The 16088-nt window shown below is 70.7% G+C and carries 14 protein-coding genes; 5 read left to right on the plus strand and 9 right to left on the minus strand.

Features of this window, described 5'->3' with window-relative positions:
• Nucleotides 1-230 precede the first annotated feature (230 nt).
• Nucleotides 231-893 carry an endonuclease NucS gene (nucS, locus tag AB0K02_RS17840; RefSeq protein WP_177147610.1) on the plus strand — a complete coding sequence of 221 codons (663 nt, stop codon included), beginning with the start codon at nucleotides 231-233 and terminating at the stop codon, nucleotides 891-893.
• A gap of 69 nt (nucleotides 894-962) precedes the next feature.
• On the opposite strand, the gene AB0K02_RS17845 is transcribed toward nucS, so the two are convergent.
• The 3 genes from AB0K02_RS17845 to AB0K02_RS17855 all read right to left on the minus strand — a co-directional run bounded on the left by AB0K02_RS17845 (nucleotide 963) and on the right by AB0K02_RS17855 (nucleotide 5007).
• Nucleotides 963-3353, minus strand: coding sequence for an ATP-binding protein (locus tag AB0K02_RS17845; RefSeq protein ID WP_365993393.1), 2391 nt, complete (start codon nucleotides 3351-3353; stop codon nucleotides 963-965).
• 332 nt (nucleotides 3354-3685) lie between these two features.
• A complete protein-coding gene (locus tag AB0K02_RS17850; RefSeq protein ID WP_177147608.1) occupies nucleotides 3686-4009 on the minus strand; it encodes an STAS domain-containing protein in 324 nt (107 codons plus the stop codon).
• Between the two features lie 149 nt (nucleotides 4010-4158).
• Entirely contained in the window at nucleotides 4159-5007 is an 849-nt protein-coding gene (locus AB0K02_RS17855; protein WP_365993394.1) for a 3-hydroxyacyl-CoA dehydrogenase family protein, read from the minus strand.
• A 221-nt stretch (nucleotides 5008-5228) separates the two neighbouring features.
• Between AB0K02_RS17855 and AB0K02_RS17860 the strand changes: the two genes are divergently transcribed.
• On the plus strand, nucleotides 5229-5801 hold the full coding sequence (locus AB0K02_RS17860) for a cob(I)yrinic acid a,c-diamide adenosyltransferase (RefSeq protein ID WP_365993395.1): 573 nt from the start codon (nucleotides 5229-5231) through the stop codon (nucleotides 5799-5801).
• Between the two features lie 158 nt (nucleotides 5802-5959).
• Here AB0K02_RS17860 and AB0K02_RS17865 read toward each other — a convergent pair whose 3' ends face one another.
• Nucleotides 5960-6535 (minus strand): hypothetical protein, encoded by a 576-nt coding sequence (locus AB0K02_RS17865; protein WP_365993396.1) that lies wholly within the window; start codon nucleotides 6533-6535, stop codon nucleotides 5960-5962.
• A gap of 152 nt (nucleotides 6536-6687) precedes the next feature.
• On the opposite strand from AB0K02_RS17865, the gene AB0K02_RS17870 reads away from it, so the two are divergent.
• The 3 genes from AB0K02_RS17870 (at nucleotide 6688) to AB0K02_RS17880 (ending at nucleotide 10700) form a co-directional block, all read left to right on the plus strand.
• A complete protein-coding gene (locus AB0K02_RS17870; RefSeq protein ID WP_365993397.1) occupies nucleotides 6688-7893 on the plus strand; it encodes a histidine kinase in 1206 nt (401 codons plus the stop codon).
• A complete protein-coding gene (locus AB0K02_RS17875; RefSeq protein WP_365993398.1) occupies nucleotides 7890-8681 on the plus strand; it encodes a response regulator transcription factor in 792 nt (263 codons plus the stop codon). The genes AB0K02_RS17870 and AB0K02_RS17875 overlap by 4 nt, the downstream gene beginning before the upstream one ends.
• Before the next feature lie 252 nt (nucleotides 8682-8933).
• Complete coding sequence (locus AB0K02_RS17880; RefSeq protein WP_365993520.1) at nucleotides 8934-10700, plus strand: glycoside hydrolase family 18 chitinase; 1767 nt, start codon at nucleotides 8934-8936, stop codon at nucleotides 10698-10700.
• Between the two features lie 189 nt (nucleotides 10701-10889).
• Here the strand turns inward: AB0K02_RS17880 and AB0K02_RS17885 are convergent, their stop codons facing one another.
• The 5 genes from AB0K02_RS17885 to atpA all read right to left on the minus strand — a co-directional run bounded on the left by AB0K02_RS17885 (nucleotide 10890) and on the right by atpA (nucleotide 16014).
• Nucleotides 10890-11336, minus strand: coding sequence for a DUF2550 domain-containing protein (locus tag AB0K02_RS17885; RefSeq protein WP_365993399.1), 447 nt, complete (start codon nucleotides 11334-11336; stop codon nucleotides 10890-10892).
• Between the two features lie 129 nt (nucleotides 11337-11465).
• Nucleotides 11466-11840, minus strand: a complete 375-nt coding sequence (locus tag AB0K02_RS17890; RefSeq protein ID WP_365993400.1) for a F0F1 ATP synthase subunit epsilon — start codon at nucleotides 11838-11840, stop codon at nucleotides 11466-11468.
• Between the two features lie 195 nt (nucleotides 11841-12035).
• On the minus strand, nucleotides 12036-13478 hold the full coding sequence (atpD, locus tag AB0K02_RS17895; RefSeq protein WP_365993401.1) for a F0F1 ATP synthase subunit beta: 1443 nt from the start codon (nucleotides 13476-13478) through the stop codon (nucleotides 12036-12038).
• Complete coding sequence (locus tag AB0K02_RS17900; RefSeq protein ID WP_365993402.1) at nucleotides 13478-14395, minus strand: F0F1 ATP synthase subunit gamma; 918 nt, start codon at nucleotides 14393-14395, stop codon at nucleotides 13478-13480. The genes atpD and AB0K02_RS17900 overlap by 1 nt, the downstream gene beginning before the upstream one ends.
• 20 nt (nucleotides 14396-14415) lie before the next feature.
• Nucleotides 14416-16014 (minus strand): F0F1 ATP synthase subunit alpha, encoded by a 1599-nt coding sequence (gene atpA / locus AB0K02_RS17905; RefSeq protein WP_365993403.1) that lies wholly within the window; start codon nucleotides 16012-16014, stop codon nucleotides 14416-14418.
• Nucleotides 16015-16088 lie beyond the last annotated feature (74 nt).

Genomic DNA, 16088 nt, shown 5'->3' on the forward strand with positions numbered 1-16088 from the left:
GCGGCCCCGGGCGAACGGGGCCTTACGGGCAGGGAAGGAGGTACCGGACGAAACGGCGGCATACGAACGACGTAGGACGACGCAGAGTGCACGAGCGGCAACCTCCCGCTTCCACGGTAAGTGCGGTGTCTTGAGCGCACCAGGAGATTGGGAGCACAACCGGCCAAATAAGAAGGGGGCTTCCGGGGCGAATCGCGCGGGGCGGTGTCGGTCGAGTAGCGTTGCCGACCATGCGTCTCGTCATCGCCCGCTGCTCCGTGGACTACGCGGGCAGGCTCACCGCCCATCTGCCATCCGCTCCCCGATTGATCCTGGTCAAGGCGGACGGCAGCGTGTCGATCCACGCCGACGACAGGGCGTACAAACCACTGAACTGGATGTCGCCTCCCTGCACCTTGAAGGAAGGCGACGACAGCGTGTGGACCGTGGTGAACAAAGCGGGCGAGAAACTGATCATCACGATGGAAGAGGTCCTCCACGACTCGTCGCACGAGCTGGGGGTGGACCCGGGCCTCATCAAGGACGGCGTGGAAGCGCACCTGCAGGAGCTTCTGGCCGACCGGATCGAGACACTCGGCGAGGGATACAGCCTGATCCGCCGCGAATACCCCACGGCCATCGGCCCGGTGGACATCCTGTGCCGCGACGCCGACGGCGGGACGGTGGCGGTGGAGATCAAGCGCCGCGGCGAGATCGACGGCGTGGAACAGCTGACCCGCTACCTCGAACTGCTGAACCGCGACCCGCACCTGGCCCCGGTGAAGGGCGTGTTCGCGGCGCAGGAGATCAAGCCCCAGGCCAGAGTGCTGGCCACGGACAGGGGAATCGGCTGCGTGGTGCTGGACTACGACGCGCTGCGAGGCATCGAGGACGACAAACTCCGCCTGTTCTGACGGGTCTGTGCCCCCGGCTCTCCGCATGTGCGGAGGGCCGGGGGCACAGGTCAGCGGACGCCGGGACTTCTACATCACCGGCTCCGACGAGCTCTGCGAGGCCGACGGGCCGCTCGCCGACGTCTCGCCACCGGCAGGCGTCGGCGCGGGAGAGGTCGTTTCCGTGGGCGGCGGCTCCGAGGTGGGCGTTCCCGTCGAGGGGGTCGGCTTCGGCGGCGTCGAGGGCGGGTTCGGTGTGGAGCGCGTCGGCGAGGGAAGCGGCGTCTGCGCCGTCTTCGAGGGGCTGCCCGGCTGCGACGGGGTCGACGACGGCATCTCGCCCGGCGAGGCCGGCGCGTCGGGGGCCGTGGACGTGCCCGGCACCGCCGAGGACGTCGGGCTCTTCGTCGCGCCCTTGTCGTCCGGCTTGTCCGACGCGTCGTCCGCCGGGTCCTGGGGCGTGTCCCAGTCCTCCGAGAAATCGTCCCCGTCCGTCTGCTGCCCGTTCTTGACGTTGTCCGCCGGCGCTTCCTCCTTGTCGGAGGCCGCCCCGAGCGTGACCACCGTGCCGAGGACGACCGCGAGCAGCGCACCCGCTCCCGCCGCCACCACGTTGCGGCGGGTGCCGAGGAGGGCGAGGCCGCGCCGGGACGGCGGCTCGGTGGCGGTCACCAGCGCCGCGGTCTCCTCCTCCGGCCGCGTACGAGGCAGCTGCGACGTCGTGGCTGTCAGCCCCGGCAGCGGGAACACGGGCTGCGTCGCGCTCTGGGTACGTATCGTCAGCGCTTCGGAGGTGGGCGTCAGCCCCGACGTGCGGTCCTCGACGAGCGCCAGCGCCCGCCGCCCCGCCACCGTGCCGCGCTTGTCCGCGAGCGCGCCGCGCATCCCGATGGACGCCTCCAGCTCGGCCCTCGCGCGCTCGAGGTTGCCGGTGCAGAGCGCGAGGACACCCAACTCATGGTGGAAGAACGCGTCTTCGGCGACCTCACCCGCGATCCTGGCGGCCGCCGAGCCGGCCCGGAGGGCCTTCTCCCAGGCGGTCCAGTGCAGGCCCGCGGCGAACACGGGCCCGGCACTGCGGGCCAGCCGCACCGCCGCGTCCGCGTAGCCGGCGTCCCGGCCGCCCGCGACCAGCGCTGCCAGCGAGGCGAGCACGGCGTCCGACTCGGCGATCGCGCGCTCGGGCGTGACCGAGGGGTGGCCCGACCACCAGGCGTAATGCTGGGCGGCGGTGTGCGCGTGGGCGACGGAGTCCTTGTCGTAGCCCTTCTCCCGCAGTTGCGCGAGCACTCCGGCCGCCAGCCGGTAGCGCGTGCCGACCGGGGAGAGGAGCCCGCAGCCCATGAGTTCGCCGAGCGCCGCGTCCGCGTGGGTGTCGCCGACGAGCGCCGGCAGGTGCGCCTGGTGCGGCACCTCGCCACCGAGGGCGACGGCGATCCGCAGGGTCTGCCGCGCGGACTCGCTGAGCCGCGAGGCGAGCAGCGGCGCGGGCGCCGCCCCCTCCCCCAGCGTCGGCAGCGGTACGTCCCGGCCCTTCGCGCCGTCGAACGCCGCGAACTCGTCCACGGCCTCCGGATCCCCGCGCAGCTCGTCGCCCTGCCTCAGCAGCCCACCCGCCTGGACGAAGCGCAGCGGCAGTCCCTCGGACTCGAACCAGAGGTCGCCCGCCCAGTTCGACTCCTCCTCGGTGAGCGGCCGCTCCACTATGTGCGAGAGCAGCTCCAGCGCCGTCGCGCGGCCGAGGCCTCCGAGGAAGACCTCTTCGAGAGGCGAGTCCGCGGACGGCGCGGGCACGTCGGGCGTCGCGGAGAGCAGGAAGGCGCACTCGGGAGCGGCGTCGAGCAGCTCGTCGAGCGCGGCGCCGCCGAACTCCAGGTCGTCGAGGACGACGACGGCCCCGATGTCACGGACGAATCCCGCGAGCGCGTTCCGGTCGGGCCGGTGGCCGGGCGCGGAGAAGACGATGGTGAAGAGCTCCTGGAGGAGCTCCCCGGGGGAGCGGTGGTGGCCGTTGAGGCGTACGACACCGTCGGGCGCGAGGCCCGCGCAGTCCTCCGCCACCGCGTCGAGGAGGGTGCTGCGTCCGGAGCCCGCGGGGCCGGTGAGCCGTACGGACCGGCCCTGGCCGAGCAGGCGGACGAGCCGCTCCCGCTCCTCGTCCCGTTCCAGCAGCGGCAGCCGCGGGGACGCGGGCCCCGGCGGCACGGGAGGCAGCGCGGCGCGCTGCCGCTCCACGCGCTCGGCGGCCGTGCGCCGGGTCGGCCGCGCGGGCTGCTCCCCCGGCGGGCAGGGCTCGATCTCGCTGCCGTCGACGGGGTTGACGGTGAGCAGGAAGTCGCCCGAGACCACCTTGACGGTGCGCGCGGGTGCCGGTGCGGCCTTCGCGGCCGGAGGAACGGCGTCGCGCGGCGGCCGGGCCGCGCCGTTGCCGAAGCTGCCGCCGTCGCCGAAGCCGCCCTCGCCGAAGCTGTCGTTGTCCATGGTGAAAGCCCCCAGATACGGTTCGCCTGGCTTCGCGCCGCCGGAATCTGCCGATCCCGGGGCCCGAGCCGCGTGCGGATGCCCTCCCGGCCTTGTCTCGCACGCTCGCCGTCGCTTCGGTCCGGTGCCCACCTGTGGGTCCTTCGCAAGGGTGGGCGCCTGAACCCTAGACGCTCCGTCGGCATGGCGGAACCGGCGGGGTCCCACGCCGCCTGGGACGTCACGGTCTCGGGAGATTTGCGCGACTCATGACGTCCCGTCGGGCTCGTGCCGTCACGTGTGTCTCGTGCCGTCCCGCGCGGCTCGTACCGTCGTGCCCGATCGGACCCGCGTCAGACCCGGGGCAGCGATTCGGCCGCGAGGCCGCCTTCGATCGCGAGGATGCGGTGCAGCCGGGTCGCGACGAGGAGTCGCTGCATCTGCGGCGGGACACCGCGCAGCACCAGGCGGCGGCCGCACCGGCCGGCCCGCCTGTGCGCCCCCATGATGACCCCGAGCCCGGTGGCGTCCCAGGAGTCGAGATGGGTCAGGTCGAGCACCAGGTCGCCGACTCCGTCGTCGACGGCCGAGTGCAGGACCGTACGGGCGTCCGCCGCGCTGCGGACGTCGAGGCGGCCCCCGACGACCAGCTCGGCGTGGTCGCCCCTGATGTGCATATGCGCTCCCCGAGAACTCTTCGCTACCCCGTTACCGATACTTCTTCGTCTAGCAACAACTGACTGCCCGGCACCTGGACGGGTTGCTGTTTGTAAGCGAACCGATACCGAATTCACCCCGGAGGGCGATACCGAACCGGTCGATACGGTCAGTGCTTGTAGAAGCCCTGCCCGCTCTTGCGGCCGATGTCACCGGCATCCACCATCCGGCGCATCAGCTCCGGCGGCGCGAACTTCTCGTCCTGCGACTCGGTGTAGATGTTGCTGGTGGCGTGCAACAGGATGTCGACGCCCGTCAGGTCGGCGGTGGCCAGCGGCCCCATGGCGTGGCCGAAGCCGAGCTTGCAGGCGATGTCGATGTCCTCGGCGCTGGCGACGCCCGACTCGTACAGCTTCGCGGCCTCGACCACGAGCGCCGAGATGAGGCGGGTGGTGACGAAGCCGGCGACGTCACGGTTGACGACGATGCAGGTCTTGCCGACCGACTCGGCGAACTCCCGCGCGGTGGCGAGCGTTTCGTCGCTGGTCTTGTAGCCGCGGACCAGCTCGCACAGCTGCATCATGGGAACCGGCGAGAAGAAGTGCGTGCCGACGACGCGCTCCGGACGCTCCGTCACTGCCGCGATCTTGGTGATCGGGATGGCGGAGGTGTTGGAGGCGAGGACGGCGTCGTCCCGTACGAGCTTGTCGAGCGTACGGAAGATCTCGTGCTTGACCTCGAGCTTCTCGAAGACGGCCTCGACGACGACGTCCGCGTCGGCGACGGCGTCCAGGTCGGTCGTGGTGGTGATGCGGGCCAACGCGGCCTCGGCGTCGGCGGCTTCGAGCTTGCCCTTGGAGACGAACTTGTCGTACGACGCCTTGATGCCGTCCCGGCCGCGGGTCAGAGCCTCGTCGGTGACATCGCGGAGTACGACGTCCCAGCCGGCCTGGGCCGAGACCTGCGCGATTCCGGACCCCATGAGTCCGGCCCCGATGACGGCGAGCTTCCTGGCCACTGCGGCACCCCTTAACAGCTGTTTACATGTTCGCTCTCTGGCGGAGGTTAGCGCCCGTGAGGTGCCCTGTGACCGTGAAGAGATGCGCGTCACGTCCCACATGGCGGACATCACACCGCCGGACGGCGCGTCCGCCCGGACGGGTGCCCGTTCGTCCCCCTGCGCCGTGACGGCGGGCACACGTGTGTCCCGCCGGGGCCGAGCGTAACTACGCTGGCCGCATGGTCAATCTGACGCGTATCTACACCCGTACCGGCGACCAGGGCACCACCGCCCTGGGCGACATGAGCCGCACCGCCAAGACCGATCTGCGCATCGCCGCGTACGCCGACGCCAACGAGGCCAATGCCGTCATCGGCACGGCCATCGCCCTCGGGCAGCTCGGCGAGGATGTCGTGAAGGTCCTCGTCCGCGTGCAGAACGACCTGTTCGACGTGGGCGCGGACCTGTCGACCCCGGTGGTCGAGAACCCGAAGTACCCGCCGCTGCGCGTCGAGCAGTCGTACATCGACAAGCTCGAGGCGGACTGCGACCGCTTCCTGGAGGAGCTGGAGAAGCTGCGCAGCTTCATCCTCCCCGGCGGCACGCCGGGGGCGGCGCTGCTGCACCAGGCGTGCACGGTCGTGCGGCGCGCGGAGCGCTCGACGTGGGCGGCGCTGGAGGTGCACGGCGAGACGATGAACGCGCTGACGGCGACGTACCTGAACCGCCTGTCCGACCTCCTGTTCATCCTGGCGAGGACCGCGAACAAGGAGGTCGGGGACGTCCTGTGGGTGCCGGGCGGCGACCGCTGACCCCGGACGCACCCGGCCGGGGGCCCGGGGGTCGCCCCCCGGAACGACACAGCATCCTCGCGAGGACCGCGAACAAGTGAGGTCGGAGACGTCCTGTGGGTACCGGGCGGCGACCGCTGACCCCGGACGCACCCGGCCGGGGGTCCGGGCGGCGACCGCTAGTCGCGTCCGGCCGGGACCGGGTCGCGCTCCTGGTCGGTCTTGGGCGCCTTCTTCGGCCACACGGCGTACGACAGCGCGATCAGGCCGTGGATCCCGGCCGCCTGCCACGCGACGGTCGTCCAGCTCTCCAGGGACCCCGTCCGGCTCGCGTCGCCCACGTACCAGATCGCGACCCGGAGCAGCACGGTGGTGACGGCGGCGGCGATCAGGGTGCCCAGCCAGACGCGGCCCTCGTGCTTGGCGCGGGCCATGCCGTAGCGCGGCGGCTTCGCGGGCGGCGGGGCGCCGCCGAAGCGGTGCGCCGCGTGTCCGTCCAGCCACGTGACCGTGCGGTGGCCGTGGCCGACCGTGTAGCCGATGTACAGCGCGGCCAGGCCGTGCTTCCAGCTCGGTTCGGCGCCGTTCTCGAGGTCGACGGCCGTGGCGACGAGCAGCACGACCTCCAGCAGCGGTTCGCACAGCAGCAGCGCCGCGCCCGTGCGCGGCATCCTGAGCAGGTATCGGGTGGCGAGTCCCGCGGCCAGCAGCACCCAGAAACCGACCTCGCAGACCACGATCAGCGTGACGATCACGACGGCTCTCCTTTCGTACGGTCCCAGCCTCTCGGCACGGCACCGCTGTTTCGTCGTCGTGAGTGACGAACCGCGACTGCATCCTTCGATGTAGTCGCGGCTCCGCCCGCACGGTGAGGCAGCGGTCGGCCCGCAGCGTGTTGGATGGGGGCGTGCCCCTCCCCCGCCCGCACCGCGACGACGTGCTCATCGCGGCCGTGTGCCTGCTCGGCGGTCTGCTGCTGTGGTCCCTGGGGGTCCACAGCAACGGCCCGTACGCCCCGCTGCCGTCGTGGGTGACGCTCGTGCCGCTGGTGGCGCTGGCCGGTCTGGAGCTGCTGCGCCGGACCATGCCGCGCACGGCCCTGATCGCCGGTTCGGCCGCGGTCGTGCTGGACCCGTTCACTCCGGGCAGCATCGTGTCGCTGCTGATGTTCGCGGACATCGTGTACGCGGCCGTGGTGTACGGGACCCCCGCCTCCGCCCGCCGCATCCCGGTCACCACCGGGATGATCACGCTCGTGGTGACGATCGGCTGCCTCGCATGGCTCAGGGAGCCGAGCGCGCTGCTGATCGGCCTGGTCACGGGGCTCGTCACGTTCGGCCCAGCCACCACCGGCGCGATCGTGCGCAACCACCGCGAGGCCGCGGAGGCGGCCCGGCTGCGCGCCGAGCAGACCGCGCTGCTCGCCGAGATGGACCGGACGCAGGCCGTCGTCGCCGAGCGCGCCCGGATGGCCCGCGAGCTGCACGACATGGTCGCCAACCACCTCTCGGCGATCGCCATCCACTCCACCGCCGCGCTCTCGCTGGACGACGCGGCGACCACCCGGCAGGCGCTGACGGTCATCCGCGAGAACAGCGTCGAGGGGCTGGCCGAGATGCGCCGCCTCATCGGGCTGCTGCGGGAAAGCAGCGGCGACGCGGGACCGGCCGCCGCCCCCACCCTGGCGGGTCTCGACGCCCTGGTGGAGCAGGCCCGGACGAACGGGGCGTCGAGCGGCCTCACGTTCACGCTGCACGACGTACGGGAGGGGGGCGCGCGGCTGCCCCCGCCGGTGGAGCTGGCCGCCTACCGGATTGTGCAGGAGTCGCTGACGAACGCGATCAAGCACGCGGAGGAGGGTGAGGTCCTGGTGGAGGTGTCGAACGGCGCGGGGCGCGCGCTGGCCGTGACGGTGACGAGCCCGTTCGGCCGACGGCCGGGACCGCGGGCGCCGGGATCCGGCGCCGGTCTCGTCGGGATGCATGAGCGGGTGGCGCTGCTGGACGGGACGTTCGAGGCGGGTCCGGCGGCGTGGCCCGGCCCGGGGACCGGAAAGATCTGGCGGGTACGGGCGGTGCTGCCCGTACCGGACGACAAGGAGCCTTCGGCATGACGTTCGCAGCGGGACCGTCGGGCGCACCGGGCGGGCGGGCGCCGGTGGACGCATCGGCCACACGGGCGCGGGCGCACGTACGCGCACCGGCGGACGTGCACGCGCCGGCGGACGCATCCGGCGGGCAGGCGCCGCGCCGGGTCGTTCGGGTGCTCGTCGCCGAGGACCAGAGCGCGGTGCGCGCCGGGCTGGTGCTGATCCTGGGCAGCGCCCCGGACATCGAGGTGGCGGGCGAGGCCGCGGACGGGGAGGAGGCGGTCCGCCTCGCCCGTGAGCTGCGGCCGGACCTCGTCCTGATGGACGTGCAGATGCCGAAGCTGGACGGCGTCTCGGCGACCCGGCAGGTGGTCGCCGAGGGCCTGGCCGACGTGCTCGTGCTGACGACGTTCGACCTCGACGAGTACGTCTTCGGTGCGCTGCGGGCCGGGGCCGCGGGATTCCTGCTGAAGAACACGGACGCGAAGGACCTGATCGCGGCGGTGCGCACGGTGGCGCGCGGCGAGGGCATGATCGCTCCCGCGGTGACGCGCCGCCTGATCGCGGAGTTCGCCGGGCCGCGCGCCGCACGCCCCGCACAGGCGCCCGGCCCCTCGGCCGTCGGGACGCTGACGCGCCGTGAGCGCGAGGTGCTGGCGTGCCTGGGCGAAGGGCTGTCGAACGCCGAGATCGCCGGCCGTCTGTCGATGGCGGAGGCGACGGTGAAGACGCACGTCAGCAGGCTGCTCGGGAAGCTGGAACTCCGCAGCCGGGTCCAAGCGGCGGTGCTGGCGCAGGAGTTGGGGATCTGATGCCTGCCGCCCGACAGGGCGGCAGGCGTGGTCTGGACCTATTGACGATTGGTCCAGACCTTCCTACTCTCACGGCACACGCGCCGTGGTGAGCCTCACGGCGTACGCAGTGCACGGACCACCCCGACTTGTCCGTCCGCAACTCGAGGAGCTTCCTTGAGCACTCCCGTCACCGGGGCGACCCGCCCCGGAAGCAGATACAGAGCCAGAACCACCGCGGCCCTGACCGCGCTTCTCCTCCCCCTCGCCGCCATGGTCGGCCTGGCCTCCCCCGCGGAGGCCGCCGCGTCGGCCACGGCCTCCTACACCAAGGTCTCCGACTGGGGATCCGGCTTCGAGGGCAAGTGGACGGTGAAGAACACCGGCACCACCGCCCTCAGCTCCTGGACCGTCGAGTGGGACTTCCCCACCGGCACCGCCGTCAGCTCCGCCTGGGACGCGGACGTCACGAACTCCGGCACTCACTGGACGGCGAAGAACAAGAGCTGGAACGGGTCGCTCGCACCCGGTGCCTCCGTCTCCTTCGGCTTCAACGGCACCGGCTCCGGCTCCCCCTCCGGCTGCAAGCTCAACGGCGCGTCCTGCGACGGGGGCTCCGTCCCCGGCGACAACCCGCCATCGGCCCCCGGCACCCCGAGCGCGAGCAACATCACCGACACCTCCGTCACGCTCAGCTGGAGCGCCGCGACCGACGACAAGGGCGTCAAGAACTACGACGTCCTGCGCGACGGCGCCAGGGTCGCCACCGTCACCGGCACCACCTGGACGAACACGGGCCTGACCGCCGGCACGGACTACTCGTACAGCGTCCAGGCCCGGGACACCGCCGACCAGACCGGCCCCGTCAGCGGCGCCCGCGCCGTGCGCACCACCGGCGGCGGCACCGACCCGGGCCCCGGCCCCGGCGGCAAGGTCAAGCTCGGCTACTTCACCGAGTGGGGCGTCTACGGGCGCAACTACCACGTGAAGAACCTGGTCACCTCGGGGTCGGCGTCGAAGATCACGCACATCAACTACGCCTTCGGCAACGTGACCGGCGGCAAGTGCGCCATCGGTGACGCGTACGCCGACTACGACAAGGCGTACACGGCCGACCAGAGCGTCGACGGCGTCGCCGACACGTGGGACCAGCCGCTGCGCGGCAACTTCAACCAGCTGCGCAAGCTGAAGGCGAAGTACCCGCACATCAAGGTGCTGTGGTCGTTCGGCGGCTGGACCTGGTCCGGCGGCTTCGGCCAGGCCGCGGCGAACCCGGCCGCCTTCGCCCAGTCCTGCTACGAACTGGTCGAGGACCCGCGCTGGGCCGACGTCTTCGACGGCATCGACCTGGACTGGGAGTACCCGAACGCCTGCGGTCTGTCGTGCGACACCAGCGGCCCCGCGGCCTTCAGGAACATGATGCAGGCCATGCGCGCGAAGTTCGGCGCGAACAACCTGGTCACCGCGGCCGTCACGGCCGACGCCTCCTCCGGCGGCAAGATCGACGCGGCCGACTACGGCGGCGCCGCGCAGTACGTCGACTGGTACAACGTGATGACGTACGACTTCTTCGGCGCCTGGGCCGCCAAGGGCCCGACCGCCCCGCACTCCCCCCTCACCTCGTACGCGGGCATCCCGCAGGCAGGCTTCAACTCCGCCGAGGCGATCGCCAAGTTCAAGGCCAAGGGCGTCCCCTCGTCGAAGCTGCTGCTGGGCATCGGCTTCTACGGGCGGGGCTGGACGGGCGTGACGCAGTCGGCGCCCGGCGGTTCGGCCACCGGACCGGCGGCCGGCACGTACGAGCAGGGCATCGAGGACTACAAGGTCTTGAAGTCCACCTGCCCGGCGACCGGCACGATCGCCGGCACGGCCTACGCCCACTGCGGCAGCAACTGGTGGAGCTACGACACCCCGGCCACCGTCACGTCCAAGATGGGCTGGGCGAGGAACCAGGGGCTCGGCGGGGCCTTCTTCTGGGAGTTCAGCGGCGACACCGCGAACGGCGAGCTCGTGAGCGCGATCAACAGCGGCCTCGGGTAGTCCCGGGAGCGGGCACAGGAGCGGGGGCGGTGCGTGCGCACCGCCCCCGCGTCACGTCTCGGACGACTCCCGCGGACGTCGTCCGGGGGCCCCACCGACGAGAACCCCTGATCACGCCCCATCCCCCATGCCACATTGGCTCTCCCTCAGACTTCGTCCGGGGGACCCACAACCAACGAGAGCCCTTACTCACGCCACATTGACGCGTTGGCCGGGCGGAGCCGCCTCCAGCCAGGCGAGGAAGCCGGTGAGCGCGTCCTCGCTCATCGCCAGCTCCAGACGGGTGCCGCGGTGCAGGCAGCCGAGCACGATCGAGTCCGACAGCAGCGCGAGCTCCTCCTCGCTGTCCGGCGTACGCCGGGCGAGCACCTCGATCGCCGAACGCTCCAGGATGCGCCGGGGCCGGGGGGCGTACGAGAAGACCCTGAACCACTCGATCCGGTCACCGCTGTACCGGGCGACGCCGTACACCCAGCCCTTGCTGGACGGGTCGCCCTGCTCGGGGACGTTCCACCGCAGGCTGCAGTCGAACGTGCCGCCCGAGCGCTGGATCAGGCGCCGGCGCAGACCGAAGACCAAGAGCGCGACCACCACCAGTAGGACGACCAGGCCGCTCACAAGAAGAGCGAGGAACATCTCCACCGACCTCCTCGCATCGTCCCGTAAAACCGAATACCACGTGCACCTGCATCGCCTCAGCCGCGGCACGGTCTGGAGTGGCTCCAGCCCGGGCCGCGGCTGAGGGACAAAACTGTGGGCGGGGTGTCAGTGCACCGCCACCGCGCGCAACCGGACATCGGCACGACGCTCGGCGGCGGCGTCCGCGTCCGACTTGGCGCGCTCCAGCGCACGCTCGGCGCGCTGGACATCGATCTCGTCCGCCAGCTCGGCGATCTCCGCCAGCAGCGACAGCTTGTTGTCGGCGAAGGAGATGAATCCACCGTGAACGGCGGCGACGACGGTGCCGCCCTCGCTCGTGCGGATCGTCACCGGGCCCGACTCCAGCACACCGAGCAGCGGCTGGTGACCGGGCATGACGCCGATGTCGCCGGACGTGGTGCGCGCGACGACCAGGGTGGCCTCGCCGGACCAGACACTGCGGTCCGCGGCGACCAGCTCGACGTGCAGCTCAGCAGCCAAGGTTGGCTCCTCGGGTCACCACCCGGCGGTACTGCCGGGTGTTGGGTCATAAGTCTAGTAGGGCTCGGGACACCGAAGCGTCCCGGCCCGCCCCGGCTCAGGGGCCGGGTGTCCGGGGGTCGCCCCCGGAGAGTGCAGCACGGGCGTGACGAAGGGGGCGGGACGACGCCCGCCCCCTTCAGCGAGTCAGGGGACTCAGGAGACGCCGAGCTCCTTGGCGTTCTTCTTGAGGTCCTCGAGACCACCGCACATGAAGAAGGCCTGCTCGGGGAAGTGGTCGTACTCACCGTCGCAGATCGCGTTGAACGCGGCGATCGACTCGTCCAGCGGCACGTCCGAACCGTCCACGCCGGTGAACTGCTTCGCCGCGTGGGTGTTCTGGGACAGGAAGCGCTCGACACGACGGGCACGGTGGACGACGAGCTTGTCCTCCTCGCCCAGCTCGTCGATACCGAGGATCGCGATGATGTCCTGGAGGTCCTTGTACTTCTGCAGGATGCCCTTGACGCGCATGGCGGCGTCGTAGTGGTCCTGCGCGATGTAGCGCGGGTCCAGGATGCGGGACGTGGAGTCCAGCGGGTCCACCGCGGGGTAGATGCCCTTCTCGGAGATCGGACGGGAGAGAACCGTCGTCGCGTCGAGGTGGGCGAAGGTGGTCGCCGGCGCCGGGTCGGTCAGGTCGTCCGCGGGGACGTAGATCGCCTGCATCGAGGTGATCGAGTGACCGCGGGTCGACGTGATGCGCTCCTGCAGCAGACCCATCTCGTCCGCCAGGTTCGGCTGGTAACCCACCGCGGACGGCATACGGCCGAGCAGGGTGGACACCTCGGAACCGGCCTGGGTGAACCGGAAGATGTTGTCGATGAAGAAGAGCACGTCCTGCTTCTGCACATCGCGGAAGTACTCCGCCATGGTCAGACCGGCCAGGGCGACGCGCAGACGGGTGCCCGGGGGCTCGTCCATCTGACCGAAGACCAGCGCGGTCTTGTCGAGAACGCCGGACTCCTCCATCTCCGCGATCAGGTCGTTGCCCTCACGCGTACGCTCACCGACACCCGCGAAGACGGAAACGCCCTCGTGGAGGTTGGCGACACGCATGATCATTTCCTGGATCAGAACGGTCTTGCCGACACCGGCACCACCGAACAGACCGATCTTTCCACCCTTGACGTACGGGGTGAGAAGGTCGACGACCTTCAGGCCGGTCTCGAACATCTCGGTCTTGGACTCGAGCTGGTCGAAGGCGGGGGCCTTGCGGTGGATCGGCCAGCGCTCACCGACGTTGGCGTTCTCCTCCGGGAGGTTCAGCACCTCACCGAGGGTGTTGAACACCTTGCCCTTGGTGAAGTCGCCGACCGGGACGCTGATGCCCGCGCCCGTGTCGGTCACCGGGGCCTGGCGGACCAGACCGTCGGTGGGCTGCATCGAGATGGTGCGGACGAGGCCCTCACCGAGGTGCTGGGCGACCTCGAGCGTCAGCGTCTTCTTGGCACCCTCGAGGGCCGGGTCGGCAACCTCGACGTGCAGCGCGTTGTAGATCTCCGGCATCGCGTCGACGGGGAACTCCACGTCGACGACCGGGCCGATGACCCGGGCGACGCGGCCCGTGGCGGCGGCCGTCTCAACAGTGGTCGTCATTACTTGTCACTCCCCGCGGTCGCGTCGGCCAGGGCACTGGAGCCACCGACGATCTCGCTGATTTCCTGGGTGATTTCGGCCTGGCGGGCCGCGTTGGCAAGTCGGGAGAGCGTGTTGATCAGCTCGCCCGCGTTGTCGGTGGCCGACTTCATGGCCCGGCGGCGGGCCGCGTGCTCGGAGGCAGCGGCCTGCAGCAGGGCGTTGTAGATACGGCTCTCGACGTAGCGCGGCAGAAGGGCGTCGAGGACGTCCTCCGCCGACGGCTCGAAGTCGAACAGCGGAAGGATCTCGCCCTTCGCGCCGGTCTCCTGCGCGGCCTCCTGAAGGCTGAGCGGCAGCATCCGGTTGTCGACGGGGTTCTGCGTCATCATCGACACGAATTCCGTGAAGACGATGTGCAGCTCGTCGACGCCGCCCTCCGCGGTGTCCGTCTGGACAGCCTCGATGAGCGGGGCGGCGACCTTCTTGGCGTCCGCGTATTCCGGGCTGTCCGTGAACCCGGTCCACGAGTCCGCGACCTTGCGCTCACGGAAGCCGTAGTAGGCGACACCCTTACGGCCGACGATGTACGTGTCGACCTCCTTGCCCTCGCCGCGGAGCCGCTCGGTGAGCCGGTCGGCCGCCTTGATGGCGTTGGAGGAGTAGCCGCCGGCCAGACCGCGGTCGCTCGTGATGAGCAGAACCGCGGCACGGGCCGGGTTGTCCGCCTCCGTGGTCAGAGGGTGCTTCGTGTTCGATCCGGTCGCCACCGCCGTGACCGCGCGGGTGAGCTCGGTCGCGTACGGCGTGGAGGCCGCCACCTTGCGCTGCGCCTTGACGATGCGCGAGGCGGCGATCATCTCCATCGCCTTGGTGATCTTCTTCGTCGCGGTGACGGACCGGATGCGACGCTTGTAGACCCGGAGCTGCGCTCCCATGAGTCAGGTCCCTTCCGTCGTCACTTGGAGACGTTGACGGCGGCCGGGGCGTCCTCGCCGAGCAGCTTGCCGTCGAAGGTCTCGAACTGCTTCTTGAAGTCCGCGATGGAGTCCGCGACCTTCGTCAGGGTGTCGTCCGACAGCTTCCCGCCCTCGCGGATCGAGGTCATGAGGCCGTTCTCCTCGCGGTGGAGGTAGTCCAGCAGCTCACGCTCGAAGCGACGGATGTCCTGCACCGGGACGTCGTCCATCTTGCCGGTGGTGCCGGCCCAGACGGAGACGACCTGGTCCTCGGTGGACATCGGCTGGTACTGCGGCTGCTTCAGCAGCTCGACCATGCGCTTGCCGCGCTCCAGCGCGGCCTTCGAGGCGGCGTCCAGGTCGGAACCGAAGGCGGCGAACGCCTCCAGCTCACGGAACTGGGCGAGGTCCACACGGAGGCGGCCGGAGACCTGCTTCATGGCCTTGTGCTGGGCGGAGCCACCGACACGGGAGACCGAGATACCGACGTTCAGGGCCGGACGCTGACCGGCGTTGAACAGGTCGGACTCCAGGAAGCACTGGCCGTCGGTGATGGAGATGACGTTGGTCGGGATGAACGCCGACACGTCGTTCGCCTTGGTCTCGACGATCGGCAGACCCGTCATCGAACCGGCGCCCATGTCGTCGGAGAGCTTGGCGCAGCGCTCCAGCAGACGCGAGTGCAGGTAGAAGACGTCACCCGGGTAGGCCTCGCGGCCCGGCGGACGGCGCAGCAGCAGGGACACGGCGCGGTAGGCGTCGGCCTGCTTCGAGAGGTCGTCGAAGATGATGAGGACGTGCTTGCCCTCGTACATCCACTGCTGGCCGATGGCCGAACCGGTGTAGGGGGCGAGGTACTTGAAGCCCGCCGGGTCGGACGCCGGGGCGGCGACGATCGTCGTGTACTCGAGCGCGCCGGCCTCTTCCAGGGCGCCGCGCACGGACGCGATGGTCGAGCCCTTCTGGCCGATGGCGACGTAGATGCAGCGGACCTGCTTCTTCGGGTCGCCGGAGCGCCAGTTGTCGCGCTGGTTGATGATCGTGTCGACGGCCAGAGCGGTCTTGCCGGTCTGACGGTCGCCGATGATCAGCTGACGCTGGCCACGGCCGATCGGGGTCATCGCGTCGACGGCCTTGTAGCCCGTCTCCATCGGCTCGTGGACCGACTTGCGCTGCATGACCGTGGGGGCCTGCAGCTCGAGGGCGCGGCGGCCCGAGGTCGCGATCTCGCCGAGACCGTCGATCGGGTTGCCGAGCGGGTCGACCACACGGCCGAGGTAGCCCTCGCCGACGGCGACGGACAGCACCTCGCCGGTGCGGGTGACCGACTGGCCTTCCTCGATACCGCTGAACTCACCGAGGATGATCGCACCGATCTCGCGCTCCTCGAGGTTGAGGGCGAGACCGAGGGTGCCGTCCTCGAACTTCAGCAGCTCGTTCGCCATGGCCGAGGGAAGACCCTCGACCTTCGCGATACCGTCGCCGGCCAGGCTGACCGTGCCGACCTCCTCGCGCGAGGCCGCGTCCGGCTGGTACGACTGGACAAAGTTCTCCAGCGCGTCCCGGATCTCCTCCGGCCGGATCGTGAGCTCCGCCATCTGGGTTCCCTGCTCTCCTTGTTGGGCCCGAAGTTTCTTTGGGGGTCTGGGGGCCGACCCCCAGGAATCTTCTG

It is taken from the genome of Streptomyces sp. NPDC049597 (assembly GCF_040675505.1).
In the GTDB taxonomy this organism is placed as follows: domain Bacteria; phylum Actinomycetota; class Actinomycetes; order Streptomycetales; family Streptomycetaceae; genus Streptomyces.